24 protein-coding genes are annotated in these 25,028 nt (G+C 54.0%); 10 read left to right on the forward strand and 14 right to left on the reverse strand.

From position 1 onward, the window contains the following. Positions 1–227: 227 nt before the first annotated feature. The 3 genes from J2I46_RS30480 to J2I46_RS30490 all read left to right on the forward strand — a co-directional run bounded on the left by J2I46_RS30480 (position 228) and on the right by J2I46_RS30490 (position 2,871). Positions 228–521 (forward strand): hypothetical protein, encoded by a 294-nt coding sequence (locus J2I46_RS30480; RefSeq protein WP_207332891.1) that lies wholly within the window; start codon positions 228–230, stop codon positions 519–521. A 1-nt stretch (position 522) separates the two neighbouring features. Next, complete coding sequence (locus J2I46_RS30485) at positions 523–891, forward strand: hypothetical protein (protein WP_207332892.1); 369 nt, start codon at positions 523–525, stop codon at positions 889–891. 249 nt (positions 892–1,140) lie between these two features. After that, positions 1,141–2,871 carry a sensor histidine kinase gene (locus J2I46_RS30490; protein ID WP_207332893.1) on the forward strand — a complete coding sequence of 577 codons (1,731 nt, stop codon included), beginning with the start codon at positions 1,141–1,143 and terminating at the stop codon, positions 2,869–2,871. Positions 2,872–2,878: 7 nt separating this feature from the next. Here J2I46_RS30490 and J2I46_RS30495 read toward each other — a convergent pair whose 3' ends face one another. The 3 genes from J2I46_RS30495 to J2I46_RS30505 form a co-directional block, all read right to left on the reverse strand. Beyond that, the gene (locus J2I46_RS30495; protein ID WP_207332894.1) at positions 2,879–3,328 is read right to left on the reverse strand and encodes a response regulator; all 450 of its coding nucleotides are present in this window, start codon (positions 3,326–3,328) and stop codon (positions 2,879–2,881) included. Between the two features lie 65 nt (positions 3,329–3,393). After that, positions 3,394–7,875, reverse strand: coding sequence for a CheR family methyltransferase (locus J2I46_RS30500; protein ID WP_207332895.1), 4,482 nt, complete (start codon positions 7,873–7,875; stop codon positions 3,394–3,396). 30 nt (positions 7,876–7,905) lie between these two features. Further along, positions 7,906–8,967 carry a chemotaxis protein CheB gene (locus tag J2I46_RS30505; RefSeq protein WP_207332896.1) on the reverse strand — a complete coding sequence of 354 codons (1,062 nt, stop codon included), beginning with the start codon at positions 8,965–8,967 and terminating at the stop codon, positions 7,906–7,908. A gap of 382 nt (positions 8,968–9,349) precedes the next feature. Here J2I46_RS30505 and J2I46_RS30510 point away from each other — a divergent pair, with 382 nt between their 5' ends. Then, the gene (locus tag J2I46_RS30510) at positions 9,350–9,754 is read left to right on the forward strand and encodes a response regulator (protein WP_207332897.1); all 405 of its coding nucleotides are present in this window, start codon (positions 9,350–9,352) and stop codon (positions 9,752–9,754) included. Positions 9,755–9,811: 57 nt separating this feature from the next. Here J2I46_RS30510 and J2I46_RS30515 read toward each other — a convergent pair whose 3' ends face one another. Further along, positions 9,812–10,144 (reverse strand): hypothetical protein, encoded by a 333-nt coding sequence (locus J2I46_RS30515; RefSeq protein WP_207332898.1) that lies wholly within the window; start codon positions 10,142–10,144, stop codon positions 9,812–9,814. 34 nt (positions 10,145–10,178) lie between these two features. After that, on the reverse strand, positions 10,179–10,790 hold the full coding sequence (locus tag J2I46_RS30520; protein WP_229380039.1) for a response regulator: 612 nt from the start codon (positions 10,788–10,790) through the stop codon (positions 10,179–10,181). A 1,474-nt stretch (positions 10,791–12,264) separates the two neighbouring features. On the opposite strand from J2I46_RS30520, the gene J2I46_RS30525 reads away from it, so the two are divergent. The 3 genes from J2I46_RS30525 (at position 12,265) to J2I46_RS30535 (ending at position 14,291) form a co-directional block, all read left to right on the forward strand. Continuing rightward, on the forward strand, positions 12,265–13,287 hold the full coding sequence (locus J2I46_RS30525; protein ID WP_207332899.1) for a YrzE family protein: 1,023 nt from the start codon (positions 12,265–12,267) through the stop codon (positions 13,285–13,287). Positions 13,288–13,353: 66 nt separating this feature from the next. Then, positions 13,354–13,719: a hypothetical protein gene (locus J2I46_RS30530; RefSeq protein WP_207332900.1), complete on the forward strand. Its 366-nt coding sequence runs from the start codon at positions 13,354–13,356 to the stop codon at positions 13,717–13,719. A gap of 173 nt (positions 13,720–13,892) precedes the next feature. Next, positions 13,893–14,291, forward strand: a complete 399-nt coding sequence (locus J2I46_RS30535) for a response regulator (RefSeq protein ID WP_207332901.1) — start codon at positions 13,893–13,895, stop codon at positions 14,289–14,291. Between the two features lie 84 nt (positions 14,292–14,375). Here the strand turns inward: J2I46_RS30535 and J2I46_RS30540 are convergent, their stop codons facing one another. After that, the gene (locus J2I46_RS30540; RefSeq protein WP_262898073.1) at positions 14,376–14,789 is read right to left on the reverse strand and encodes a response regulator; all 414 of its coding nucleotides are present in this window, start codon (positions 14,787–14,789) and stop codon (positions 14,376–14,378) included. Between the two features lie 320 nt (positions 14,790–15,109). On the opposite strand from J2I46_RS30540, the gene J2I46_RS30545 reads away from it, so the two are divergent. Further along, positions 15,110–17,533, forward strand: a complete 2,424-nt coding sequence (locus tag J2I46_RS30545) for a hybrid sensor histidine kinase/response regulator (protein ID WP_207332903.1) — start codon at positions 15,110–15,112, stop codon at positions 17,531–17,533. A gap of 179 nt (positions 17,534–17,712) precedes the next feature. On the opposite strand, the gene J2I46_RS30550 is transcribed toward J2I46_RS30545, so the two are convergent. Together J2I46_RS30550 and J2I46_RS30555 are read right to left on the reverse strand one after the other, a co-directional pair. After that, complete coding sequence (locus tag J2I46_RS30550) at positions 17,713–18,189, reverse strand: response regulator (protein ID WP_207332904.1); 477 nt, start codon at positions 18,187–18,189, stop codon at positions 17,713–17,715. A gap of 323 nt (positions 18,190–18,512) precedes the next feature. Continuing rightward, positions 18,513–18,815, reverse strand: coding sequence for a sigma-70 family RNA polymerase sigma factor (locus J2I46_RS30555; RefSeq protein WP_207332905.1), 303 nt, complete (start codon positions 18,813–18,815; stop codon positions 18,513–18,515). Positions 18,816–19,022: 207 nt separating this feature from the next. Between J2I46_RS30555 and J2I46_RS30560 the strand changes: the two genes are divergently transcribed. Then, on the forward strand, positions 19,023–19,289 hold the full coding sequence (locus tag J2I46_RS30560; RefSeq protein WP_207332906.1) for a hypothetical protein: 267 nt from the start codon (positions 19,023–19,025) through the stop codon (positions 19,287–19,289). A gap of 31 nt (positions 19,290–19,320) precedes the next feature. Here the strand turns inward: J2I46_RS30560 and J2I46_RS30565 are convergent, their stop codons facing one another. The 6 genes from J2I46_RS30565 to J2I46_RS30590 all read right to left on the reverse strand — a co-directional run bounded on the left by J2I46_RS30565 (position 19,321) and on the right by J2I46_RS30590 (position 23,288). Beyond that, positions 19,321–19,638 (reverse strand): hypothetical protein, encoded by a 318-nt coding sequence (locus J2I46_RS30565; RefSeq protein WP_207332907.1) that lies wholly within the window; start codon positions 19,636–19,638, stop codon positions 19,321–19,323. Between the two features lie 501 nt (positions 19,639–20,139). Next, entirely contained in the window at positions 20,140–20,646 is a 507-nt protein-coding gene (locus J2I46_RS30570; RefSeq protein ID WP_207332908.1) for a hypothetical protein, read from the reverse strand. Positions 20,647–20,688: 42 nt separating this feature from the next. After that, positions 20,689–21,096: a hypothetical protein gene (locus J2I46_RS30575; RefSeq protein ID WP_207332909.1), complete on the reverse strand. Its 408-nt coding sequence runs from the start codon at positions 21,094–21,096 to the stop codon at positions 20,689–20,691. Positions 21,097–21,428: 332 nt separating this feature from the next. After that, the gene (locus tag J2I46_RS30580; protein ID WP_207332910.1) at positions 21,429–22,322 is read right to left on the reverse strand and encodes a replication protein RepA; all 894 of its coding nucleotides are present in this window, start codon (positions 22,320–22,322) and stop codon (positions 21,429–21,431) included. Between the two features lie 41 nt (positions 22,323–22,363). Next, positions 22,364–22,654, reverse strand: a complete 291-nt coding sequence (locus J2I46_RS30585) for a hypothetical protein (protein ID WP_207332911.1) — start codon at positions 22,652–22,654, stop codon at positions 22,364–22,366. Then, entirely contained in the window at positions 22,626–23,288 is a 663-nt protein-coding gene (locus J2I46_RS30590; RefSeq protein ID WP_207332912.1) for an AAA family ATPase, read from the reverse strand. The genes J2I46_RS30585 and J2I46_RS30590 overlap by 29 nt, the downstream gene beginning before the upstream one ends. A 1,033-nt stretch (positions 23,289–24,321) precedes the next feature. Between J2I46_RS30590 and J2I46_RS30595 the strand changes: the two genes are divergently transcribed. Continuing rightward, on the forward strand, positions 24,322–24,972 hold the full coding sequence (locus J2I46_RS30595) for a recombinase family protein (RefSeq protein ID WP_207332913.1): 651 nt from the start codon (positions 24,322–24,324) through the stop codon (positions 24,970–24,972). Positions 24,973–25,028 lie beyond the last annotated feature (56 nt).

Genomic DNA, 25,028 nt, shown 5'->3' on the forward strand with positions numbered 1-25,028 from the left:
TTTTTGACTACGCCTTTGAAAGTCTAAGCCAGATGGTGGTGCGATAAACTTTTCCTTAGTCTAAATCAGATTTCTAGGATCAATTCTACGAACCGCAGCAAGTAATCTCTCGTAAAAATCATAGCTAATGATGACGGCCATCATAGCCAGCTGACTTAAGAACTGCCAATTTTACAAATTGGCAGTTCCCTTTCCCCGCCAATACGATATAACTTACTCGTCTCGGTATGAAGCGCTTTTCGGTCTTGTATCTGCTCAAGGAGGACTTTCATCAGATTGGCTGCCAGACCCAAGCCGGGGCTGAATCCCTGTTGCAACGACTTTTAGCAGACCCCAAACGAACCCCAGTGGGCATTTACGATGCCAAAACTGAACTCTTCGCGTGGGAACCCTTTCGCCAGCGGGTTTACAATCAGTCTACTACCGGTGAGCAGGGAAAGCTGGGGGAGCAGATCATTACCATTGCTGAAGCCTTACGTTTTAGCGGTACCGGCGAGCAGCGTTCGCGACAACCAGAGTAATATGGAAGACGATTTACGACAGATTATCCATAATTTCAGGAGCATTTCTGGCCTTATTTGTTGCGCCATAGACCTGCTGGAAGGCAAATTAACGGAACCGGATCGGAAGGAATTTCGGGACATGCTAGGTCGTAATCTGCTCTACGCTCAGTCGATGTTAACGGATTTGAGCTCCAGTAAGTGGGCAGCGTCTGCTTTCTACAGGTCTGACGAACTGCTTATTGAATCAAGCCGCTTGCTGAATTATCTACACGCTAAAAATCGAAACAACCTTCCCGATCATCATCAAAAGCAGATGGCTTCACTCATTCAGACATTGCTATTTATAAGAAATTGGCAAGCTGAGGTAGAATTGAGGCAATTTGTTTAAGATCGTAACCGTTCGCAACTATCTATCCGTTCTAGCTTTCATTGCGGGATATAGAAGGCAGAACAGATAGATACCTTGTTCACAGGCAACCGATCTTTCAGATCGAAGGAAGCAAGAACAAGCTGTTTATCACCTATTCTAATAATCAATCGATAAAAAAGTAAAAGCAAATCAATCACCCTGGTTTCCGAGTTCGATTTGTATAAGCAGAAGTCGACTGACCTCTGTAGGTTTAATTAGCCCGTCTACATGCTCAACCAACCACCCTCTGCCTGGCCCTTTCTACCGCAGGGCGGCGAAATGGGGGCGCTCACCCGGGCTTTTGACTGGGCTCGCTCGCCGGTTGGACCGCCCGAGCAGTGGCCCCAAAGCCTGCGCACAACGGTCAGCATGATCTTGGCCTCCCGCTTTCCTACGTTTCTGTGGTGGGGACCAGAACTCATCCAGTTCTACAACGATGCCTACCGGCCCAGCCTGGGAGGGGAAGGGGGTAAACACCCCGCTGCGCTGGGTAGGCCAGGGGTCCAGACTTGGCCGGAAACCTGGCCTATCATTAAGCCCTTGATTGATCAGGTATTACGGGGCGAGGAGTCTACCTGGAGTGAAGATCAACTTATCCCTATGGAGCGAAATGGCCATTTGGAGGACGTGTACTGGACCTTTAGCTATAGTCCGGTCCGGGATGATCAGGATCAGATTGCGGGCGTACTGGTTATTTGCCAGGAAACCACCCAGCAGGTGGTCCGGCAGCGGGAGTTGACCCTGAGTGAGCAGTGGTTTCGGCACGTATTTGAGCAGGCCCCCGTAGGAGTGGCCTTATTCAGTGGACCCCACTATGTCATCACCCTGGCCAACCAGCGGGTCTTGGCCTATTGGGACCGCCCCTCAGATCAGGTAGTAGACAAGCCCTTATTTGAGGCGTTGCCCGAGACCAGGGGACAAGGTTTGGAATCCCTTTTACAGGGAGTGTACCAGACGGGTAATCGGTTTGTTGCCAAGGAAATGCCCATTACCCTAACGCGCCAGGGCCAATCAGCGCTCACCTATACTGACTTTGTTTGCGAGCCTGTCCGCGACAGGGAACAAGCTATCACCGGAATCCTGGTAGTATGCACGGAAGTGACCGAGCAGGTCCAGCAGCGACACGTTATTGCCACTGCCAACGAGGAACTAGCCATCTTTAACGAAGAATTGATGGCCAGCTACGAGGCCATGGCGGCAGCCAACGGCCAGCTCAGGGAGGTAAATGGGCAACTTAACCGATCTAACGAAAGTCTCCAGCAGTTTGCTTACGTAGCCTCCCATGATCTCCAGGAGCCCCTACGCAAGATTCAGGCATTTGGGGCCCTTCTTCAGGACCAATATAGTTCTCAACTGGGCGAGGCGGCCGACTACGTTCAGCGCATGCAGGTAGCGGCGGCCCGCCTGTCTAGGCTTACCCATGATTTGCTAAGCTTTTCCCGCATCTCCACCCAGCAGGATAGTCAAGAGCTTACCCCACTAAACAAGGTAATCGATCTAGTGCTAACTGATTTGGAACTACAAATCGGAGAGGCGCAGGCCGATATTGAGGTGAACTTGCTTCCCTCCGTACTGGGTGATGCCCGGCAGTTAGGTCAATTATTCCAGAACCTGCTTAGCAACGCGCTCAAGTTTCGCTGTTCCGCCACAAGGCCTTTAATTACGATCCGGTCTACCCGGATTGCGAGTACCACCCTACCCGGGCGGGTAAAACCAGTCCGGGTAGCTAAATTTTACTACCGGATTGATGTGACTGACAATGGCATCGGGTTCGATCAAGACTACGCGGAACGCATCTTCCAGGTCTTTCAGCGGCTGCACGGCAAGAGCAGCGCTTACGGGGGGACGGGCATCGGGCTGGCCATCTGTGAGAAGGTAGCTGCCAACCACGGCGGAGCCATCACCGCTACTAGCCAGCCCGGTCAGGGGGCTACATTCAGTGTATACCTGCCGATATGACTATCGGCTAGGTGACCTGGCTCCTTTGGTATGAAGCCAAAAAGTCGCTGAAGTCGCCCTCATACTCACACAGCAGGGTCATCAACGATTTGATGGCCATCAGATCCATCGGTTTAAGGACAAAGGCGCTGGCCCCTAGCTGGTAGCTCTGTTGCTGGTAGTCCAAATCCGTCCGGTTGGTCATGATCACCACGGGAACCGATTGCCACTGCGGATGGCGCTTCAACTGAGCCAGGGTTTGAAACCCATCTAACCGGGGCATATCCACGTCCAGTACGATCAACCCTGGCAGGTCATCCACTGACGTAGCTACTCCATCCAGCACGTCCACCAAATCGGCTCCGTCCCCAAATAACCGAACCCTGTACTGGGGAAGAAACAGGTCGAATACCTGTTGAACTAAGAATTGAAAGTCGGCGTCATCGTCGACCAGGTAAATCAGGCGGGGTAAACGCATGTAGCGGGGTAAAAAGTGAACGTCAGCATAACTTTTTTAGGCCCGCTCCAACAGGCATCAACTACTTAAATTGAGGCAGTGGGCCCTATTTCAAAGCGCACAACAAACAGAGTGCCAACCGCTGGTGTACTCTCCACCAGCAACCGGCCACCCAGCAGCGTACACAATTGCTTGACAATCGACAGGCCAATGCCTTCCCCCTTTGGCTGAAGCACCAGGGGTTCATCATTAACTGGTCCGCCTGCCTGACTGGCGGGTAACTTACCCTGCAACCGGTCAAGCAACTGCGGCGAAAGCCCGGGACCCGTATCACCTATACTGAACTGCCAGCCAGCGCTGTCGGCCAAAGGCTGCCAGCTCACCGTCACGCCCCCCGCCTGGGTGTATGTCAAGGCGTTGAACAGTAAGTTCTGCACCATTCGGCGCACCTGTACCACGTCACTTTCTACCTCTAGTTTAGCCAGCCCATCCGTTTTAAGCCACAGTCCACGCTCCTGGGCCAGGGGCTGGGCGTTCTTGACCAGCTCCTCCAGCAATTCAGCCACGTCAAAGCGAGCCAGTTGAGCCGTTTCCCGCCCGGCCTCCAGGCGGGAAAAATCCAGCAGGTTCGTCATCAGCTGGACCATCTGCCGAATGTTGCGCTGGATCATCTCGATCATCTTGCTCCGGTTGGCTTCATTGTTGGCCAGGCCCAGCAGCTGGGCAGCCGTAGCAATAACGCCTACCTGACCGCGCAAATCATGGGAAGCGGACCGGAGCAGTTCGCCCCGCTGTTGAAGGGAATCACGGAGCTGGGTCAGCCGGTGGGCGCTTTGCGAGGCCTGCTCCAGGGCCGCCAGCCAGTACTGCTGTTGCCCCTGCGTTTGTTTAAGCTCCGTAATGTCGAGCCCCGTCACGACCAGCCCGTCATCCTGCCGACTAACGGCAACGCCTACCCACCGCTCGTGCGGAGCGGTGGCCAGGCATTTTTCATCGTAGCGGGGTTGATTGGACTCGTAGACCTGCCGCAGCAATTCCAGGGTCTGCCCATCCCATAGCAGCGAACTGAACTGGGCAGCCGATTGACCCAGCAGCTGCTCTAGGGGCTGATCAAAGAACTGCGCTATTTTAGTATTGCCTACTACCAGCCTGAAATCTACGATCAGGTTGGGGTCAGTCGCATCGTGAACCGCTTTGAGGAGTCCAATAGAAGCTGGTGAGGCGTTCAGAACGGCTTGCAGGCTCTCCGCACTTTGCCGGCTCTGCTCCTGGGCCAGCACCTGCTCGGTGATGTCCCAGGCGATGCCTAAGAGACGGCCTGAAGCGGCATTCTCACCGGGCAAAGAGACCCCCGTGATTTTAAGGGTCCTTACCTGGGCATCAACTTGAATGCGTAGCACCTCCTCAAAGGGCTCATCGCTGTGCTGAAACTGCTCCAGGAGCCGCTGGGCGACGGCCTGATCAGCCTTTAGGGCCAGGGCCGGAAAGATGTCAAGCGTTATGGGCTGGTTGTCAACCAGGCCGAACAGCTGGTACATACCCTCCGACCAGCTAAAGTGGCCACTCTGCTGATTGTACTCCCAGCTACCGGCCCGGGTGAGCGATTCGGTCTGATGCCGAAGTGTCAAATTTTTAAGAGACGCCTCCCGTTCGGCCTGCTTGCGGGAGGTGATCTCCCGTCCCACCGTGGAAACGCCAATGACCCGCCCCCGTTCATCGTTTACAGGCGAGAGGACCAGTTCCAGACTTATTTTCCGTCCGGCCTTGCTGAGCCGCTCGGTTTCAAAAATAGCTACCTGCTGCGCCTGTTGAATTTTATCGATGTTGCCCAGGGCCTGGGCTAAATCCTGGGGCAGCGTCAGCATGGTCACTGGCTGGCCAATGACCTCCCCGGCCGAATACCCATACAGCGCTTCGGCCGCCCGGTTCCAGCTGGTAATAATGCCATCAAAGTTGGTGGTCATGATCGAATCCTGGGAGGATTCGACAACCGAGGCCAGAAAATATTTAACCTCCTGAGCCGCCCGGTACTCAGTGATATTAACAAAGGTAAAGACCACGCCATTGATGTGGTCTTCGGCCGTCCGGTAGGGTAGCACCCGCATCATAAACAGGTTCCCATCCCTGGTTCTTACCTCGCGCTCCAGGGGTTGCAAACTAGTCAGTACCCCTTCTGCGTCAGTTAGCAGGTGGGGGTAGTCCAGCCGGTTGGTAATGTCGCTCAGGGGCCGACCCAAATCGGCTGGAATCAGATTGAAGATCGTCTGCGTGGCGGGCGTAAAGAGGTTGACCCGCAGGCCCCGGTCCAGAAACAGCGTAGCCAGATCGGTCGAGTTGATCAGGTTCTGGAGATTGTTTCCCGTCACCGATACTTCCTCCACCTTTATTTTCAACTCCTGGTTAACCGTTAGTAGCTCCTCGTTGATGGATTGTAATTCTTCCTTACTGGTCTCCAGCTCCTCGGCCGCCGCGCGCAGCTCCTCGTTGATGGCTTGCAGCTCTTCATTGGACGCCTTTAGCTCCTCAGCCTGGATTTCGTGCTGCTCACTGGCAGCCCGCAGCTGAGCTTTCACGCGAATCAACTCATCTTCGAGTTGATAGGATACCGGATCCCGGACCATCAACTGGCTGGAGCCGTCGGTGGTTGGCTGGTTATCTGGTTCAAACAAGACCAGGATAAATCCCCGACCCGGATCCGTAGCCCCCAGGACCGGGCGCACATGGATGGTCAGGGTTTGCAACTGGTCTCCCAGCTGCACCCTTAAATTCCGGGCCTCCACCGGCGTTTGTTGCTGGGTAGCCTGGTAGAAAGCCGTGCGTAGCGCCAGGCGCAGTTCGGGCAGAATAAGCTGGAGCAAATTTCTGGACAGCTCCCCTCCGGCCAGGTGCAGGTAGCGCCCGGCCCGCGCCGAGACGTGCAGAATGTCGTACTCCTCATTGACGATCAGCGAGGGATGAGCATACTGTTCCAGCAGGTGCAGGTGCAAATCACCCAGGCTCAGCCGCCCGTTTCCCAGGCCCTCTTCCAGAGTAGGTGGTGGCGGGCCGGGCGGCATATCGGTGGACAAGCGGGCGGGCAATTCCGGTATGGGGTAGTACCGCGTGCTGACAGGTCGACTCTGATAGAGGTGCGTCTCCCGGTTCAGGGGAACAAACAGATCAGGGGCTCCATCGGGGGTCTCAGCCAGACCCAGCAGCAGGAAACCACCCGGCTTTAGGGCAAAGTGAAAGCAAGTTATTGCCCGCTCCTGAGCCGACCGGTTAAAATAGATCAGCATGTTGCGACAGCTGATTATATCCAGCCGGGAGAACGGGGGATCCTTAAGCACGTTGTGCTTGGCAAAGAGGATCATCTCCCGAATCTCCCGGCGAATGCGGTAGCGATCGCCCTCCCTGGTAAAGAAGCGATGTAACCGCTCGGGCGCTACATCAGCGGCATCATTTAGGGTATAGAGGCCTTCGCGAGCGATCGCAATGGCCGCCTCGTCAAGATCGGTCGCAAAGAGCTGCACCGCAGGCGCATCCGCCAGTCCCTGAATACGCTCCACGCAGAGCATGGCCAGTGAGTAGGCCTCTTCACCCGTAGCGCAGCCGGCTACCCAGATACGCAGGGTATCTTCCGCTCCCCGGTCGCGCAGTAGCCGCGACAAGGCTTCCTGATCCAGGGCCGTAAACGCCTGGGGGTCCCGGAAAAAATTGGTTACCGAGATAAGCAGATCTTTCAGCAGTACCTGGTTCTCACTGGGGTTCTCCCGCAGGTAAAGAACGTAGGCAGGCAGATCGGGTAGATTCAACAGCTTAGTGCGGCGGTCAATGCGGCGCAGCAGCGTTGGTCGTTTATACTGGGAAAAGTCGTGACCGGTTCGTAGGCGCAGCTGGGTGAATACCTCGCGCAGGGCTTGCTGCTCGTCCAGCTGCGCCGCTTCGGGTTCTGAAGGAAGTTGGTCAACGCCGCCTGGGTTGCGGTGATAGGCCAGTAGCCGGGCCGGAATTTGAGCAACCGGCAGAATGGCGTCAACCAGCCCGGTAGCGATGGCCAGGCGAGGCATTTCGGGAAAGGCCGCTTCACGGGGATTCTGGACAAAAACGGTCCCGCCCTGCTCCTTAATGCGCTTAAGGCCCATGGATCCGTTGGCCCCGGTGCCTGAGAGAATAACGGCAAATGACCTGGATCCCTGCGTGTCAGCCAAGGTGCGCAGGAACATATCAAGCGGGGCACGCTGGTCTTCGAGGCGGGCGCTGGCTAAGACGGCGAGATACCCATCACTCATGACCAACTGTCGCTCCGGCGGTATCACGTACACCTGGTTAGCCATCACCCAAACGCGTTCTTTTACCTGACTGACCGGTATCTGAGCCACCTCCTGCAACAGCTGGGTTATTTCCCCCTCGTAGCCGGGCAACAGGTGCGGCATCACGACGTAGGCCAGGCCCGAATCGGGCGGCACCTGTTCAAAAAAGGCGGTTAGGGCCTGCGGGCCACCCTCCTCCGCGCCGATACCGACGATAAACACCTCACCACTATCGGGCAGAGCGGAAGGTACTAGGGCTGAATTTGTCTGGCTCACAAGTAGGGTATCTATTTAAATACTGACCATTTAGTGGGCTGGTGCCAGATCATCGCTGGGTACCTGGTCTTCTTCGGCCAGCAGCGTGTCCTGACTTAGTACCTGATGCATCTGCACGGCCTGGCGCACGAGCGCATTGCGGGCCTGGGCCTCACCCGCTTTCTGAAAATAAAGCGCCGCCAGCTTGGGTTGATTGGCCTCAGCGAAATGGTCGCCCAGTTGGTTAAGCAGCATCATGCTCTCATCAGCGCCGCGAATGGCTTTGTAGAGGTTATCCTCCACGTTTTCGGTCAGAGCGGCTAACAGCGTACTGGCCGAATAGGCATGGCCGGTATGACACCGGTAACGAATGATGGTTTCCTGGGTCAGTTTTGTCAGTACACCGTGACATTCTGGGCAGCTAAAGGAACTGGGTGAGCCAAATTGGGCCATCAGAAGTCCCGCAGCCGTATCATCGGCCGCGATGCAGATTTCTTGTTTTAGTTGTTCATCGTCTTTCATAGCTGGCTTAGCGGCTGGTCCTATCTGCTGCTCCACTAGCTGAGTCAGCCGGGCGGCTAGTTCGACCAAAGACCCCTTATAATCAATGGCTACATGTTGAATGGCACTGTTGGGCATGGAAGGCACCTGGGCCTCACTAGGATCCTGCACCAGGGCTAGGCCACCCAGGTGCTTGATGGTCCACAGCCCGGCGGTGCCGTCGTCGAGTGCACCGGACAGAATCAGCCCAATAACCCGGTTACCATAGGCGTAAGCCGCCGAGCGGAAAAGCGGATCCACCGCAGGGCGGAAATGGTTTTCTTTAGGACCGTGAGTCACCCGGATACGGCCCTCTTCCACAAGCAGATGCTGATCGGGTAGGGCTACATAAATTCGGTTGGTCCTGATGGGCTCTCCATCTTGGACTAAGGCCACGGGAATGGTGTTCAACCGGCTCAGCACCTGAGGGAGCATGCCCCGCACCGAGGGGGCCATGTGCCAGACAATGAAAATGGCCGCCTCCAAATCAGGGGGCAAGTTAGCAATAAGTGTTTGCAGGGCCTCAAACCCGCCCGCGGACGCGCCAATGACAATAATGTTTCTTTTTTCCATATGCTAGCAGGGCCTTGTGCCTTTGACTTGTATTCTCCGTGGTCAAGGGAGTTCTACTTCTTTAAGGCTATAATATAGTGACCCTGCAGCGGCCGGGCCTTTTCAGACACTGGCACCGCTAAGTAATCGCCTAAAAAGGCCTGGCCGCCGCTGACACCTTGCTGTAGTGACCTCAACGGCAGGCTTGGTAAACAAATTTAAGAAGAATAGTTCAGGAATAACCGGTTGCGGCCGCAGTCCTATTGCGCGCACAGTACCCCGTAAAAGCGAGCCATACCAACGTTATGGCTCGCGGTAAGGTTATAGCCTAACTTTAACCAAAAATCACCTGTCTGCTTGGGGCGTAACGGGTTGATTGAGCTGAGGATCTCAACAGCGCTTTATGAACACGCCTAACCTGGTCTGCGTAGTTGACGACAACGAAGACTACCTCTTCCTTCTTCAGAGCCTGTTTCACCGCTGGCTACCTACCTATCAAGTACGCTGCTTTGTAGGGGGTCAGGCTTTTGTCAACGTATTGCCCCAGCTTGAGTCCGCCCCTGGTCTGATTCTTCTGGACCGGCACATGCCGGTTATGAATGGTCATCAGACCCTGGAGCACATCAGGCGTCACCCACTCACCGCCACGACGCCCGTAGTGATGATGAGCGCCCTGGCTTCCGCCCATGAACGAGCGGGCTGCTACCGATCGGGAGCCAACTCGTTTCTGCTCAAACCCCTTGATCTTATGAGCATGAAGGACACCCTGACCTTACTGTGTCACTACTGGCTGGAAGTGAATCAGTGAGTGTAGCGGAGTCCCCCAGGGCTATAGCCTATTGCCATGGTCACCTAACGCCCGAACCTACACCCTGCCTGTCGTATACGCCAATAATTCCTTCTCGGTTTGAAAGATTATCGTTTGTGATACCAGAAAATCCACCGTTGTGGTCACTCGCTTCAGCTGGCTGTAAGCGCCAACAGGTTTCAGGTCGTAAATGCCGTTGCTGATCACCAGCTCGTGTGTATTCCCGGGGTGACGAATGACCATACTATTGGTCAGTGAACCGTCCAGAATAATCTGAATGATGGTCGCCTGGAAATAGGGATACTGATCCAGCTCGCCGCAAGCCTGGTTCACCCATACCGTAGCGCCAACGGTGAAGGGAATCTCGGTCGGTTTGATCGTTAGTTTCATACATGGACAGGCCTAGATACCCTGGGTAGACGAATCAGTTTACAGTTAAGTGCCAGTCTAGAGTCAGCTTCTCGAGCATCAAGACCGAATCAGCCTGCCTGACAGGCTTGGTCAAAAAGTCATCGGCCCCCAATTGAAACGACTTATCCCGGTCTAGCTGCGCCTCAGAGGTCGTCAGAACCACCACCGGCAGGTGTTGGTAGGCACTGGCAGCCCGCAGCGCTTGTAAGGTCTCCAGGCCACCCTGACGCTGCATATTCAGGTCCAGTAGGATAAGCTTGGGCAAAACAGTCGCTAACGCTAGGGCAGGCAGAAGCTCATCACCGTCACTGAGATACCGGGCGGTAACGGGAGACACCAGGTGCGTAAGGGCTTCCTGGAGCAAACATTGATCATCCTGATCATCATCGACCACCCAAATCAGAGCCGGTACCGTATCCTCAGGCAGTCTCGAAGTTGGCTGAGGATGAGCCATATCAAACCATTGGGTACGAACCTGCTCATTTTTGGCTTTTAAGCTAATTAGTTTCCGGGAGAGCTGTTCATTGCTGGTGATCAGGGCCTGGATCCGTTCACGAATGGTCACACAGCTGGTAGCGAAGCGCGCCCGTACCAGGGTGTTGTGCAGTAGATTGATTCGTATCATAAGCTCTGTATATTGTGAGATAGCCAGGCCAGAAGCCCGGAAAGCAAAGGGCCGGCAAAGAAGCCCCGTGAACTGAGTAAGCGAAGCGTAAGCTAATTAATTGATAGGTAGTAATGCTACCCTAACGAGTTGGCCTAGCCGTAACCCATATCTAAGGGTAGAAAGATGCCGCCAGATTCTTCGCTAAGTAGCCTTTTCTGTCAATTTATATAAAAGTATTTCCCCTATCGCCTTCGAGTTATGATGGTTGTCAACTTATTAGGTGATAATTGTACTGGGCCTAGAAATAAACCCGGTTCTGGTTCACTTCAGTAGCTATAAACAAACATCCCCCCCCGCTATGACGGGGGGGGGATGTTTGTTTATAGCTACTGAAGTGACGCTTTTTGTGGTCCCTTCTTTCCTCAGTACATCAGGTCTGTCAACAGGATGACTGAGCGGCTACTGGAATCAAAGGCCACTCAATCAAGTTGAGCGGGACCCGCATGCCTGCCAGTGGGGCATGGCGGCCGAAAAGGAGAAACCACCCTATCGGTAACCCGGATGCTATTCTGTCCCTGACTTAAAGGGAGCAGACACAGTAACCAACAGAGTAGGCGCATGGGCAGCTATGCCCCGCCGCTCAGTGGCAGAACTGGTTTTGAAACGTACCTATGGAAACGGGTTACGACTAATCCGGTAGCTACTTGACGGGCCATGCAAGAAAGTGTTCAATCTAGATTAATGAATTTTGCCTAACAATTTTTAACTAAAGCTCTGACAATAAATAGTTTATAGTTAGAGAATTAGTTAAGTAAATATGCCCCATCCTGGGCAATGGATGCCCCAAAGATTCTGACGCGACGAAACGAGACAAATCACGCCTTGTCCCGTAACCATCTATAATCCAGTAGCTTGACTTTTCCTTTCCTTAAGTGGCATGGTTTTGACGATCAAATATTGAACAAGTACACACGGATAAAATGATAAAAAGGGTTCAGACGGCCCGATAACCGGCTGGCCATTGGCCATCTCACCGCTCCCTGCCTAAGTAAAGCTGCACGCGGCCACTTACCAGCAATGGGTAGCTAGCCAAGGAGGTCGTGGTGACAGCCTAAAAGATCAGTGACGCTATCCAGGTGGGACCAACCATGGATAAAACTGACAAGAGGTCAATGAATTGACGAATAACGGTCAATTCATTGACCGACAAGCGCGAAGCTTATCTGGATTACCGAAACAGAAAACCTGACTGGAGCCGCTACATCAGTCATCAATAAGACGCAGCGTAGCTGCAAACGGACTAGCCGCTGGCTGATTCTCTCCTGAACCAACTACCTAGCCACTTTAAGAAGGGCCATTTTCTGCCAGGTACTTAAGCTTTATCCTAACGGTGGGCCTTTCGATTACTCACCGGCCGCTGGTCCAATAGCCCGCTTTCAGCGGCGCTTAGGCCGTCTTTGCACATCTACGAATCATCAACTTACCCATTACTATGGAACACAACCCCTTGTACGCAAATCGTCCTTACGGACAAAGCGATTTCATTAAGCGCATCTCCTGGAGCGCCATCTTTGCCGGTGTGCTGGTAGCCATCGTCACCCAAATGCTGCTAACATTGCTGGGCCTGGGCATTGGCCTGGGTACGATTGACGCCACCGAAGAGCAAAACCCAACGGCTGGCCTGGGCACGGGAAGCGCCATTTGGTACATCATAAGTAGTTTGGTATCCCTGGCCGTAGGGGGCTGGGTAGCAGGTCGGCTGGCTAATACCCCCCGCTTATTCGATGGAATTATTCACGGGGTACTAACCTGGTGCCTGGTTACGCTGCTGACCGTGTACTTCTTGACGACGACCATTGGTAGTCTGATTGGGGGAGCGGGACGTTTACTGGGTAGCCTTGTTAGCACGGCCGGTTCGGCGGTTGCCTCAGCAGCACCGGGCATTAGCTCGGTGGTGGGTGGCCAGCTTAAGGAAAATGGCATTAACCTGGACAAGGTGGATCTGGGCGATCTGAAAGAGGAAGCCAATCAGCTACTTCGTCAAACGGGCGATCCCAATCTGAATCCTAACGCGCTGGAACGTAAGGCGGCTCAGGCGGGTAACCAAGCCGAAACGGCAGCCGATCGGGCAGCCAGCAATCCACAGGCGGCTGACGACGTAGCAGGCGGCTTATTCAAGCGCCTCTTCAAACAGGGAGCAGCTACAGTTAACAGCGTTGACCGGGAGGATGCGGTTAATGTTGTCATGAAGCGTACCGGTAAGAGCCGGGCTGAGTCGGAGCAGACCGTGGACAGCTGGATCAACACCTACCAGCAGGCCAAAGTGAAACTGGCTCAGACCGGCCAGGAAGCTACGGTAAAGGCCCGGCAGGGGGCTAATGCAGCGGCCTCCGCCGGATCAAAGGCGGCCATCTTTGGTTTTTTTGGTTTACTCATTGGGGTAGTTGCCGCTGGTTACGGGGCCAAACTAGGTACCGATTCCAAAGACAATGCGCTTGATCGATCTGCGCAGTAACTGATTGATTCAGGCCCGGCGGATTGGTCCGCCGGGCTATTACATGAGCTCTAGTTCGTTTCATCTATGTTAAGCCTTGCCTATACTACTGATTTATTAAGCCAGACTATTGACCAGTTAACCGGTGAACCGGCTCAACTGACGCCCCAGGCGGGTCTTGCCCGCATTGATGAGTGGCTGTTTCCCCTCTCAGAGGCAGAGAATATGAAGCCGGTAGCCGCTGCGTTGACTCAGCTCAAACTGCTGCTTCAGGCCAGTCCCGTCGATGAGAAAGCCATTCAGGCTCAGCTGGGCACCGTAGCCGATGCGTTATCATTATTAAGCGCCGATATGGGAAGCGAGGGCGAAATGCCCGGCCTATTTGATGCGCTGGCGTCGGCCCTACGCCAAACAGGGTCTGTTTCTAGAGAAATTAATCAATCACCAGCATAGCGACACGCTTCTAAAGCCTACTATCCGGTTGCTACAGACTGCTGGTCCTATTGGTCAAACTGTTATCATCCTAATCTGTCCAGGAACGTGTAGTCTATAGCCTTTTAACCGGGTTTCAACCGCTCTGCCTGAACGCGGTTAAACGCTTAGTTGTTGTACCAACATATACGTACATGATGGCGACAAACGGGCAACATATTTATCTGGTGGATGATGACGAGGATGATCAGTTTCTGCTTCAGGGCTTGATCAAGGCTCATAGTCCAGCGACCAGCGTCCAGGTTCTGGGCGACGGTGAGCAGCTGCTAAAGGCCCTTGAGGCGGCCGAGTCGCTGCCCACTCTGGTGCTACTTGATCTGAATATGCCCCGCATGAACGGCATGGAAGCCCTTGAACGCATTCGAACCAGCAAGGCTTATGCTAATCTGCGGGTGATTATCCTGACGACCTCGGACAGCGAGCAAGACCGGCAAGCGGCACTGCGACTGCGGGCCAGCGATTACCTGATCAAGCCGGGCTCCCATCACCAGATGAATCAGCTCGTGTCGGCCATCAAACACAGTTGGTTATAGCGCTAGCTAAGTCGGCTCCCTTTTTGTCAAGATGAGTCAACTTCGTATGGTCCAAGCCGGTGAGTTAGTAATCCACTGCCTACCTTACTGGTTCAGCTTCAGCCAATAGCGTAAGACCAGCTCCAGAGTCGCCTGGCTATTGACCCCGCCAATACCTTTTACCAAAAACGAATTTGCCCCCGCTTCGTAGCAACCATCAATTTCCTGAATCGGGGCATGGGCACTCATCATGACGATGGGAACCGTCACGTAATACGCCTGACGACGAATATGAAGCAGCGTCTGGTAGCCATCCAGGGCAGGCATATACTGATTAAGCAAAATCAGGCGTGGCTTTCTGAGCCGGGACAGCTGGTCGACAAACGCTTGGCCATTGCTGAAGCAGCACACCGGATAATCAGGAAAGAAACGGCGCAGTGTGATCTCAAGCAAAAAGCGATACTTGTCAGAATCATCGACAATACAGATTAGCCGGACAGCTATCGTAGGGGTTTGCAGCGTAGTTACCTGAAAGAACGGCGCGTCTGGTTATGTGTCGATGAGGCCAACCACTTGTTAGCGTACGGATAGCACTCAATCGGCTTGACATGGATGCATCGGGGACAAGGCGTTAGACTGGTTTATTCGCCTTGAATGGCAATTAGCCACCTGAGCCATCGACCAGTCTTAAGAGACCGGCGGCCACCTTAAATTTAGTCGATCAATTAATGGCCCCGGGCAGCCCTGCCTGCTGCCAAAGACTGGTAACTAATGTTTACGAACTATCTCAGTGATGATTCGTTCAACTTCCTTGACCCACTCCATTTGTTACGCCAGCAATGCCGACAGACTATACCCCACTAGAGCCGGATGAATTCAACGAGTTTTATCAGGTAGGCTTTAGGGCTATGAACCAGGGATTCTGCCTGTTGGAGAAGGTGGATACATCCCCAGGTGAGGCCACTGATTTTCGTTATCTACTGGTCAATCCCGCCTTTGAACAGCGATCCGGCCTGCACCAGGTGATGGGTAAAAGGCTTCGGGACGTAGTGCCTGGCATCGAAGAGCACATAGTGGCCTATTACGATCAAGTCGCCCTGACGGGGGAGCCGGTCGAGTTTGAGACGTACGTTGCCACGCTGAAAGCCTGGATTAGTGCCTACGCGTTTTGCATTCGTCAGCAGCAGCCCGCCCGGATAGCCGTTCTTTTCACCAATATTACCGCTCGCAAGCGGGCTGAAAAAGCGCTTGGCCAGCGCGAGCAGCGGCAGGCCTTCCTGCTTAGACTGAGCGATGCACTTGGCTCCCTGGCAGATCCTGTTGCTATTCAGGCCACCGTAACCCGGATGAGCATGGACTATCTGGAAACTGACCGCAGCTATTACTGCGAGATAGAAGGCGACCAGGTAACCATTCGGCGAGATGCATACCGGGCTGGATTGGCATCCGTGGCGGCGGTGTATTCCCTGAGCCACCTGCCCCTCTTTAAAGCCTTGTCCCAGGCTGGTCGTCCCATCGTGGTAGAAGATGTTACTACGACAAATTTGTTCGATGAGGCGCTGAAACAGCTCTGTCTGAAGTTCGGCATTTTGTCTTGCCTTAATGTGCCGGTACTCAAGCAGGGTCAGCTGATCGGTAATTTTTGTCTCGCCCAGCGCGCGCCCAGGCAGTGGACTATCCTGGACACAGAACTAGCCCAGGAACTAGCCCAGCGCACCTGGGCAGCCATTGAACAGGCACGGGCTGAGATGGCCCTGCGCGAATCAGAGAATCATTTCCGCTTGACCATTGAAGCCGCCCGGGTTGGCACCTGGGACTGGAACCTGATGACCGATGAGGTAGTGTGGAACGAACAGCACTTCTGGCTCTTTGGCATGGAGCCCCGCCCCGGTCCGGTCAGTCCCAGCGTATACATGGATCATGTGCATCCCGATGAGCGCGAGCGGATTGGCCAGTTGTTGCAAGCGGCTATCGATAGCCTGGGCATTTTCGATACGGAGTTCTGCGCCGTGCTCGAGGACGGTTCTCAGCGGTGGATGAGTGGGTACGGGCGCGTGGTGGAAACGATCCAGGGGCGGGCCACCCGCATGAGCGGGGTGATGTTTGACGTGGATAAGCGCAGGCGGGCCGAGGACGCGCTTCGGCAGGCCGACCGCCGCAAAGACGAGTTTCTGGCCCTACTCGCCCACGAGCTGCGTAACCCCATGGCTACCCTGAGCAGCACCCTGCGGCTACTGGAGGTAACCGGCGGGCAGCACCCGAGCCTACCCCTGTCAATGGCCATTGCCCTGATGCAGCGGGAGGTGACCCACCTGGTACGCCTGGTGGATGACCTGCTGGACGTCAGTCGCATTAGCCAGGGCAAGATGCTGCTCTCCATCGAACGGCTGGATCTGGCGAGCTTGGTTGGCCAGGTCCTCCAGACCGCCCGCTCCGAGTTTACCACCGCCAGTTTAAGCTTGACTATATCACTTCCTGAAGGGCCTCTCTACCTGGCGGGAGATGCTGCCCGGCTTCGGCAGGTGGTGAGCAATCTGCTCCACAACGCCCTTAAATTTACCCCTCCTGGTGGTCAGGTCTGGCTGAGTCTGGACAGACTGGCTACCGAGGCAGCTCTACGGGTAAGGGACACCGGCGTTGGTATACCAGCTCATGAGCTGGGGCGCATCTTTGAGATGTTTGCCCAGGTGGATACCTCCCTGGGACGCTCACAGGATGGTCTGGGCCTGGGCTTGACCCTGGTGCATGAACTGGTTAGTCTGCACGGGGGCCGGGTCGAAGCCTTTAGCGCAGGAATGAGTGAGGGTAGTGAGTTTGTGGTCTTTTTGCCCCTCCTGCCTGTTTCTGCAGAAACAGTCACGGCGGTGTCTACGCTTGAGCTGATAAAATCAGCTGTGCATCGGCTGCTGCTAATTGACGATAATGCGGATGCGGTGTTAAGTTTGTCCTTGCTACTGGAACTGGAGGGCTACGAGGTCACTACGGCCACTAGTGGTGAAGAGGGGATCCAAATCGCCGGGGCGCTTAAGCCAACCGTTATTCTGTGTGATATCAGCATGCCAGGGATGGATGGCTACCAAACCTGCCAACACATTCGCCAGCAATCCTGGGGAAAGTCCCTATTTATGATTGCGCTAACGGGCTATGGGCAAGAGGATGATAAACGGCGCACCAGGGAGGCTGGCTTCAATGCTCACCTGGTTAAGCCAGTGGATATAGCGGATTTGAGCACCTTGCTCAGTGAACTACCCCTTCCTACTTAACCTTAGGGTGCAGCTGATCCGGGCCAATGCTCAACGGAGGGCAGTACGCTGGCCACAAGCCTGCCTGGCTGCGCTAGACCTCCTTTGTCTAGTACCTTGCAACCAGGCTAGATATCGCCGACTCTTTGCTAGCTGATCTTACTGATGCCAACCAGATGAAAATTAGTGGCCAGTACCTCTTAGTAGTCTATCCGCAGTTGTCGGTCTAACGCCAGATCTTGGAGCATCAGCACGGCATTAGCCTGCTTTATCGGCTGAATAAGAAAGCTCCCTGCGTCAACTCGTGACGACATGTCCCGTTGAAGATGCGCATCAGAAGTCGTTAGAATCGTCACCGGCAAGCGGTAGAAGGCAATGGTGGCCCGCAGTCCTTGCAGGGTGTCCAACCCGCTCTGATACTGCATATTCAGATCCAGCAGAATCAGCCTGGGCAGTACATCTGACCACCTGTCATCAACCGAAGCGTCGATTATCCCAGCGCGTATCACCGCCGGGGATGCCTCCCGGAGCGAATAGAAATCATCCGGCTCATCATCAACTACCCAGATTAGGGATGGATGAGCCAGAACCGGGCCCAGCCTATTTAGGGGGGAGTAGACCCGGCCGAAGGCCCAACGCATAAACAGCGTAGTAGCCAGCGAAAATGCATGTATCATGGGTATACAGGTTGGTCTCCCATCAGTGAGGTGAGCAGCGCATATCGGTCAAAACAAGTACCAGTCCACCTCTCTGGATTAGGCAGATGGCCAGCCAGAGCCAGAAAAGTGGACTCTATCCTTTCCCTGCTCGAGGTAATTGGGAAAAGACCATTGGCGCGATCTATATATCTTGTCGGTCTGCACGGGTAACAGGGCCAGTTTGGGAAAGAACCTACCAGGGTCATAGTACGCTGTCGTGTCGGAGTGAAGCGGGCCTGCTGGCGCTGGCTGGTGCGCTATTTGAAGTGCGGTCATTGAGGCTTTAGGGTGCAGTAGATAGGCTACCGGGAGAAGGGCTTCAATCGGCTTCGCAACACCGCCTGTACCCGCTCAAGTGGTAATCCCAGTTTATGAGATAGCCCAATGAGGTAGGATAGCACATGAGGTGCTGTTAAGGGGTAGCTGTCCTGCTCTTGCCAGGCCTTAACCAGCACGTTAGCCAAAATCACTTCCGAATGGGAAACAGGTAGGTTGGCCAGCAAAATGACACCCCACAGACGGGGCGCGTATTGCTGATAAAAGGCGTAATAGGCTTGCTGATCCTGGCCAGAACTTAGCTCATTGGCAACTGTGTTAGGTACCATCTTGTAACTTATTTGCGCTTATTGGCCAATAAGCCACTGACATCCCTACAGGCGCAGCGATGTCAGTGGGTAAAGCGGCAGCAAAGGGCCGTACGTAATCCTGATACGTAGTGGCGTTATCCGGAATAAACCCAAACCGGATAACGGCCACCAGGGGGCTAACTCACCCACCACCAGTAAAGGTATAGGGGCTAAAGTCCTTAAATTATGATGCGTATCAACTTCATTTATGATGGCTGTACCCATGACTTGGAGCGCAGCAGTGGCATCTACAACCTGAAACAAGCCGGTGTTTACAGTCAGCTCGGCAGACTCACGGCAACTATAGATTTTTTGACCCTGCAAATGAGCCTCCTTCGGCCTGAAACAGACTTACTTGCCTGCACCTTTTGCGAACTACTGGCTACTCCCTTCGTCGGTAAGGTCCGCCTTAGCCAATCACAGGCCTTTGTCATCAGCCCGTTGACGGGCTAACCTGTTTATAGCCTGGGGATGATTAGCGGGGCTATTTCTGCACTTGTGAGCGGGTGAATAAGGTTAATCTTGCCCTTAGGAGCACCTGCGCCCGTTCAGTAGGCAGTCCCTCTCTATAAGCTAGTCCAATAAGATGGGACAGCATATAAGGACTTGTTAATGGATAAGTATCCTGCTGCTGCCAGGCCTTGATCAAGGTGTTGGCCAGTACGACTTCTGCCTGCAAGGAAGGCAGGTCGGCCAGCAAAATAATGCTCCATAGCTTAGGGGCGTACCGCGCATAGAAGTCGTAATAAAGTTGCTGATTGGAACCAGATCTGTGACCAAAGGGCAGGGGGGCAGGCTTCATCTGGCAAGTGCGTTAAACCAACAGGCAATACGTAAGAGGTAGGGTGGCCTTAGTGGCCACCCCTTACCACTTATAGAGTAGTCACTCGTTGAAGAGTACCACAACTAGATAATTATGCAGTTATGATCTGTTCTTCAGGCAACAAAAGTAGAGGGGTTGGCCCTCAGCTATTTATGATGATCGTCAACTTTAACTATGATGGTTGTAGCTGTAAGTGGATGGCCAGACGACCAGGGTTTCACCCGGGGATCTGGCCGGTCCAGTGGAGGACAGACCAGATCCGGTCCGCCCTGACTTAGTTATAACCGCTTGTTTGCCGTAGTGAACCACCCCAGATAAAACCCTCGAAGAGGCGAAGGGGGTGGCGACCCGCCACGTAGTGCTGGGTTAAGTCGATGTTTTTGCCCAGGCTTTCATACAGGTTAAGCTACTTACCCGGAAAGCGCCTGATGTCAAGCCGCCTGAAGACAACGCCCAAAACGGACAACCAACCAACGGGGGTTAGTTGTCCGTTTTGGGCGTTGTCTTCAGGCGGCTTGAGAGGGCCGAAGGAACCAGCTTCTGGCTGGCCATCAACTTCTCATTATAATCCCCGTAACCTTGCCACTTATGGTCGATATCCCCTATTTGCCAGCCCTGAGTGGCCGCCCAGGTTAGCAGCGCCTCTTTCGACTTGTTAGCTCCTCCCCCCGCTTGGGAGCAGATAATCAGTGAGCCTGGGGGCTGGGTGGCCAGAAACTCGGTGGCCTTAGCAGTCATACCCGTGCCGTTAAGAATCAAGTAGTTGAAGGTGCCCACCGGGGGCTTGTCCACGGTGAGAAAACTGCCAAAGTCAGGCAGACCCTCAAAGCAGAGCCAGGCCGCCGTGGGACTGAGCAAAAAGGCGCTGATATCTTTGGAGCCCAGGCTCAGCTTGCGCCACTGGGTTCCTCCCAGCTGGCTGCGCAGCTCAAAGCCTCCTGAGGCATTAGCCAGACCAATTCCGTAAAACGGCTGCGTACCGGTCAAGTGACCAGGGGTAAAATAAATATCGGACAGATAGGGCCTCCCTCAGTGCCCTGGGGTCCAACGCCCGGCTGTGTAGAAAGGCCAGACCCCGCTCATCGGCCAATGGCTGGTGGTTTTGAAGCTGGTAGGCAGGCGTTTTTCCTTGGACCGCCTAGCGCTTAGGGGCTGGCCCCGAACAAGCTGCTCCTGCAAACTCTCCAGAAAGGCCAGGGCCTGGGCGACGCCCTGGCAGGGTCCCAGCAGCAGAGCCAGGTCAATGATGTTGCCGCCCTTGCCCGTACCAAAATCAAACCAGGCTCGACCGTAACCAGAGACGTGAAACGAGGCATGGCTCTCACTGCCGTAGGGCCGCTTATGCCAGGTATCCTTGGCCGTACGGCGCGTGGGCTGATGGCATAGCCGGGTCAGCAGCTCATTGATATCTAGTGATTTAGCATCAGAAACCGTCATAAACGAAGAAAAGCAAGATACTAATCCACATTACTATTAGTAAAATGCTAATTTATTACTGAATAATGCAATTTTGTAACTAAGTTTTTAGTTATCGCGCCCCTTGCCACCTCTTTTTCATTAGCATTTTCCACTGCGCTTTAGCAGTAATAAAGGTAATATTTAGTAGTTTTTTTTAATTAAAGGATTGCGCCACAAAGTTACGGTCGCAAAGCGCCACAAAATTACGGTGATTACGCCACAAAGTTACGGTGAATAAGCAGCTTAACTAGCTGTAAATCAGTGCTTATCCACACCTTTGTATCGCCATTTCCGTAATTTTGTGGCGCTTTTCAATGCAACCCACTGATAATCTGAACCTTAGGTATAGGCGGCGCACTATGGTAAAGCAGCAGTCCCTTGGTACCTTTCTCCTCAATGCGGGCATCAGTGTAGACTGAATGCACTAATTTCCAGACCTTTACGAAATTTGAACGAAAGGCACGAATGCGGTCATAGTCCCCGCCGAATTGATCGTAAATGGTCTTCCAAGCCAAAAACTGCGGTTTTCCGTCTGGTATGCGGTGCAGACGATGAGCCAGAAAGCAGTACAGATCCAGGGCCGTGGCATTATTGGACAGGGCCGCCAGGTGCGTCTTGGCCAGGGGCACCGGATGATCAGAGAGGTGCTTGAAGTATTCCTGGGAAAGGGTGATCTGGCTGGTCCACTGGGTTCGTTTGGTGCGGGTAATAATGGGCACGGTATCGCCGGTCTCCTCCTGCTCATCCAGGTAGAACGTTCGCAGGACACAGTTGGCCAGCCGGTGCATCTGATCCTGGATTACCTCCAGCTGATTCCCCCCATCGGTTAGGCCGATGTCTTTGAGGAATTTGGCCGGATTGTTGGCAATCTCAATGGTGCGCGTCTGCTTCTGGATAGCAATCGTGTTCAAGTTAGCTAGCAGCACCCGGGCCTTGGGGCCATAGGGCAAGCCGGAATACGTTTCCTCGCCCGTTAAGGGGTCTGGGAAGGCCATCGGCGTGATGTAGAGGACAAACTTGCCTGATTGCTGCTTCCATAGCTTGTGGGGCTCCTGCTCGGGCTCACGGCGCGGAAAAAACGTATGACACATAGCCGCCGCCTGAAAGAGCAGCTCCCGATCATCGGGCTCCTCCTGAAAGCTCTCATACACCAGCTTGGATCGGCGCTTGGCTACCTTGGATAGATCTTGCTTTTTGTCGGTCATGATTGTTTAGGAAAACACGTCGTTAATTAGCAGGTTCTCCCTCAAGGCTCATCTTCCCGCCTAAGCTTCTCCAGGACCGCTTCCACGATCCAGTCATGGGTCGATACCCCCATCTTGGGGCTACCCGGCTTGCGAGGCCTTCTGGCGCGCAGCCGATCAATGTCTTGAAATATGCCCACCGACAAGCGCACGTTAAAGAACTTTGGCTTGTCGCGGTCTGTAGGCTCGATCTCAGGGCCTTGGGGCGCTACGGCTCCCCCCCGGTTGATAATGGCTTCAATCTCAGCCTCAGTTGGCTGCTTTTTACGCGGCGGTGGTAGCGAGGTTGCCATGCAAGATGTGGTTAAAGAGTGCGTCTAGTTCAGCGACTGCCTTGCGGTCAGGTTCGTCCATCTCAAAAACGGCCAGGCCTTTACTGGCTGAATTGGCAAAGGCTTTTCTATTACTGATGGCAAAGGGCAAAAAGGTGAGCTGCGGATAATCCTGCAAGGCCTGGGCCACTTCTCGGTTGTCAGCACTTTTGATATCGGCTTTGCTCAGAAACGAATAGGCCGTAAAGGGCTCCGCCCTACCCGCCTGTATCTCATCGATCAGGGTGGCCACCTTAGTAACGGTCCACAGATCGTAAGAGCGCGGGGCAAACGGCGAAAGGTAGATATCGCACACAAACATAGCCGCCCGTTGCGAGGTCGTATCCCGGCCACCCGTATCGATAACGATGTGATCATACTTGGGCCTAAGCGCCTCAATCTGTTTGCGGACGTTGATGCCCGTCAGTTGAACCAGCGTGTAGCCGCACTTCTCCAGATTGCTCTCCCGCCAGGCCGTAAAATCGGCAGCACTGCCCTGATCATCCGCATCAACCAGCAGCACATCAGCGCCCTGCTTAACCAACCAGGCGGCCAGATTGGTGGCAATGGTTGTCTTACCAACCCCGCCCTTTTGTGACCCTACTAAGATAACCATTTTTGGTATTGGTTTTGATAGCGCAATTAGTAGCGGTTCCAGTTAGAAAACAAGTATTTTTATTCTATGCTTTTTCATAGTGGATTCAGTTAAGGAACCAGTATAAAAAACAGTATAAAAAATCATACTACTTTTTATACTAAAAACAAGTGCCGTTCATACTGATCTCTGCCTCTTACTGAGCAATAAAAAGAAGGAGGGAACGGCAACTATCACCTGCTGGCAAACCCTCTATGCGCCTAAAAGCTGGCCTGCTCTGCTACTTGATTGATTGACTACCATTCGGTTCCGCTTGCTGATAATACTCCCCTTGAAGGAGGCTAAATTTCGAACAGATACCATTCGCCTAAAAATCTGACCATCAGCCCTATATAAACCTATTTATTTCGGACCAGCAGTAATAAGTGCGAACTATTTCGAACTATTTTATTCTATATTTGTCATAACGTTTAATCAGCCGTTGGCCAACGGTCCATTACCACCTGGCTACCGGTTGTAAACAAAAGCCCTCTGCTTGCAGGCAGAAGGCTTTCGGTACGCATTGGATTACTTAATCATGTCGATGGTAGGACATCAACATCGAAAAAGCAGTCCGTACCAGCGTCCCCATCGTTGAGATCAGGGGCTGGTACTGTTTAAGCCGATTGGATAGTTTACGCATCCAATTGACTTTCGGCGCTCGCTGCATGGTGGTACATGTTTTGAGTGTCAAACAATCCGTGCACTCCGCGCACGACAACGGGAGCAAGGGTCTGGTGGTACAGACCTTACACTCCCCTAAGTTAAGTAATTATTGCTTGCTTAAGCCCCAGCTATCCTAGTTGGGGCTTTTGTTTTTGCTACCCATATTAACAGGGTAAAGCAAGCAAATATATAAACTAGTAAATCATGTCGGTATATTTAACATAGTAAGAACGAGCATTCTTAACATGTTATGAATTGGATAATTCCCTTATTTTTGCCCCAGCATCCTGCTCCGAGTCTGATCCAGCTGCCACCGGCCGGGTAGGGGAGAAGCCTCAAACCACCTCCCATGAAGTACGTCCCCTACTACCGCGTCTCCACCGCCAGCCAGGGCAAGTCGGGCCTGGGCCTCGCCGCCCAGCGCGAGATCGTCACCCGTTTCTTAAAACCCCACGATGAGCTGCTGGCCGAGTTCGTCGAGATCGAGTCGGGCAAGCGCGCCGACCGGCCCCAGCTGGAGAAAGCGATCGCCGCCGCTAAACAGCAAGGGGCGCGCCTGCTGATCGCCAAGCTCGACCGGCTCAGCCGCAACGTGCACTTTATCTTCTCGCTGCGCAATTCCGAGGTCGACTTCGTGGCCTGCGATATCCCCGATGCCAACACGCTCACGGTGGGCATCATGGCCGTACTGGCCCAGCACGAGCGCGAGCTCATCGGCGAGCGCACCCGTTTGGCCCTGGCCGCCAAGAAAGCCCAGGGCCACCAGCTGGGCACCCCCAATCTGACGCCCGCCATCAGTGAGCTGGGCCGAGCTGTGCACCAACAGAATGCCCGCCAGCACCCGGCCAACGTGCAGGCCGCTGAGCTCATTCGGCTCTATAGGCGGGAGGGGCTCCCCTACCAGGCCATAGCTGATAAGCTTAACGCCATGGGTTTTCGCACCCGGCGGGGTAAGCCCTTTCTGGCCATGAGTGCCCAGCGGCTGGACCGGCCTGCCTGAGCGGCTTCCCCCGGGAAGGCCCTGCCCGGAGCGCCCCTATTGTAGTAACCGCGCCT

Source organism: Fibrella forsythiae (genome assembly GCF_017353175.1).
Taxonomy (GTDB): Bacteria; Bacteroidota; Bacteroidia; order Cytophagales; family Spirosomataceae; genus Fibrella; species Fibrella forsythiae.

Excerpts from the sequence above, each read along its gene's own strand:
- J2I46_RS30480 (WP_207332891.1), top strand. The coding sequence starts at position 228 with ATGAAGCGCTTTTCGGTCTTGTATCTGCTCAAGGAGGACTTTCATCAG.
- J2I46_RS30485 (WP_207332892.1), top strand. The coding sequence starts at position 523 with ATGGAAGACGATTTACGACAGATTATCCATAATTTCAGGAGCATTTCT.
- J2I46_RS30490 (WP_207332893.1), top strand. The coding sequence starts at position 1,141 with ATGCTCAACCAACCACCCTCTGCCTGGCCCTTTCTACCGCAGGGCGGC.
- J2I46_RS30495 (WP_207332894.1), bottom strand. The coding sequence starts at position 3,328 with ATGCGTTTACCCCGCCTGATTTACCTGGTCGACGATGACGCCGACTTT.
- J2I46_RS30505 (WP_207332896.1), bottom strand. The coding sequence starts at position 8,967 with ATGGAAAAAAGAAACATTATTGTCATTGGCGCGTCCGCGGGCGGGTTT.
- J2I46_RS30510 (WP_207332897.1), top strand. The coding sequence starts at position 9,350 with ATGAACACGCCTAACCTGGTCTGCGTAGTTGACGACAACGAAGACTAC.
- J2I46_RS30515 (WP_207332898.1), bottom strand. The coding sequence starts at position 10,144 with ATGAAACTAACGATCAAACCGACCGAGATTCCCTTCACCGTTGGCGCT.
- J2I46_RS30520 (WP_229380039.1), bottom strand. The coding sequence starts at position 10,790 with ATGATACGAATCAATCTACTGCACAACACCCTGGTACGGGCGCGCTTC.
- J2I46_RS30525 (WP_207332899.1), top strand. The coding sequence starts at position 12,265 with ATGGAACACAACCCCTTGTACGCAAATCGTCCTTACGGACAAAGCGAT.
- J2I46_RS30530 (WP_207332900.1), top strand. The coding sequence starts at position 13,354 with ATGTTAAGCCTTGCCTATACTACTGATTTATTAAGCCAGACTATTGAC.
- J2I46_RS30535 (WP_207332901.1), top strand. The coding sequence starts at position 13,893 with ATGATGGCGACAAACGGGCAACATATTTATCTGGTGGATGATGACGAG.
- J2I46_RS30545 (WP_207332903.1), top strand. The coding sequence starts at position 15,110 with ATGCCGACAGACTATACCCCACTAGAGCCGGATGAATTCAACGAGTTT.
- J2I46_RS30550 (WP_207332904.1), bottom strand. The coding sequence starts at position 18,189 with ATGATACATGCATTTTCGCTGGCTACTACGCTGTTTATGCGTTGGGCC.
- J2I46_RS30555 (WP_207332905.1), bottom strand. The coding sequence starts at position 18,815 with ATGGTACCTAACACAGTTGCCAATGAGCTAAGTTCTGGCCAGGATCAG.
- J2I46_RS30560 (WP_207332906.1), top strand. The coding sequence starts at position 19,023 with ATGATGCGTATCAACTTCATTTATGATGGCTGTACCCATGACTTGGAG.
- J2I46_RS30565 (WP_207332907.1), bottom strand. The coding sequence starts at position 19,638 with ATGAAGCCTGCCCCCCTGCCCTTTGGTCACAGATCTGGTTCCAATCAG.
- J2I46_RS30575 (WP_207332909.1), bottom strand. The coding sequence starts at position 21,096 with ATGACGGTTTCTGATGCTAAATCACTAGATATCAATGAGCTGCTGACC.
- J2I46_RS30580 (WP_207332910.1), bottom strand. The coding sequence starts at position 22,322 with ATGACCGACAAAAAGCAAGATCTATCCAAGGTAGCCAAGCGCCGATCC.
- J2I46_RS30585 (WP_207332911.1), bottom strand. The coding sequence starts at position 22,654 with ATGGCAACCTCGCTACCACCGCCGCGTAAAAAGCAGCCAACTGAGGCT.
- J2I46_RS30590 (WP_207332912.1), bottom strand. The coding sequence starts at position 23,288 with ATGGTTATCTTAGTAGGGTCACAAAAGGGCGGGGTTGGTAAGACAACC.
- J2I46_RS30595 (WP_207332913.1), top strand. The coding sequence starts at position 24,322 with ATGAAGTACGTCCCCTACTACCGCGTCTCCACCGCCAGCCAGGGCAAG.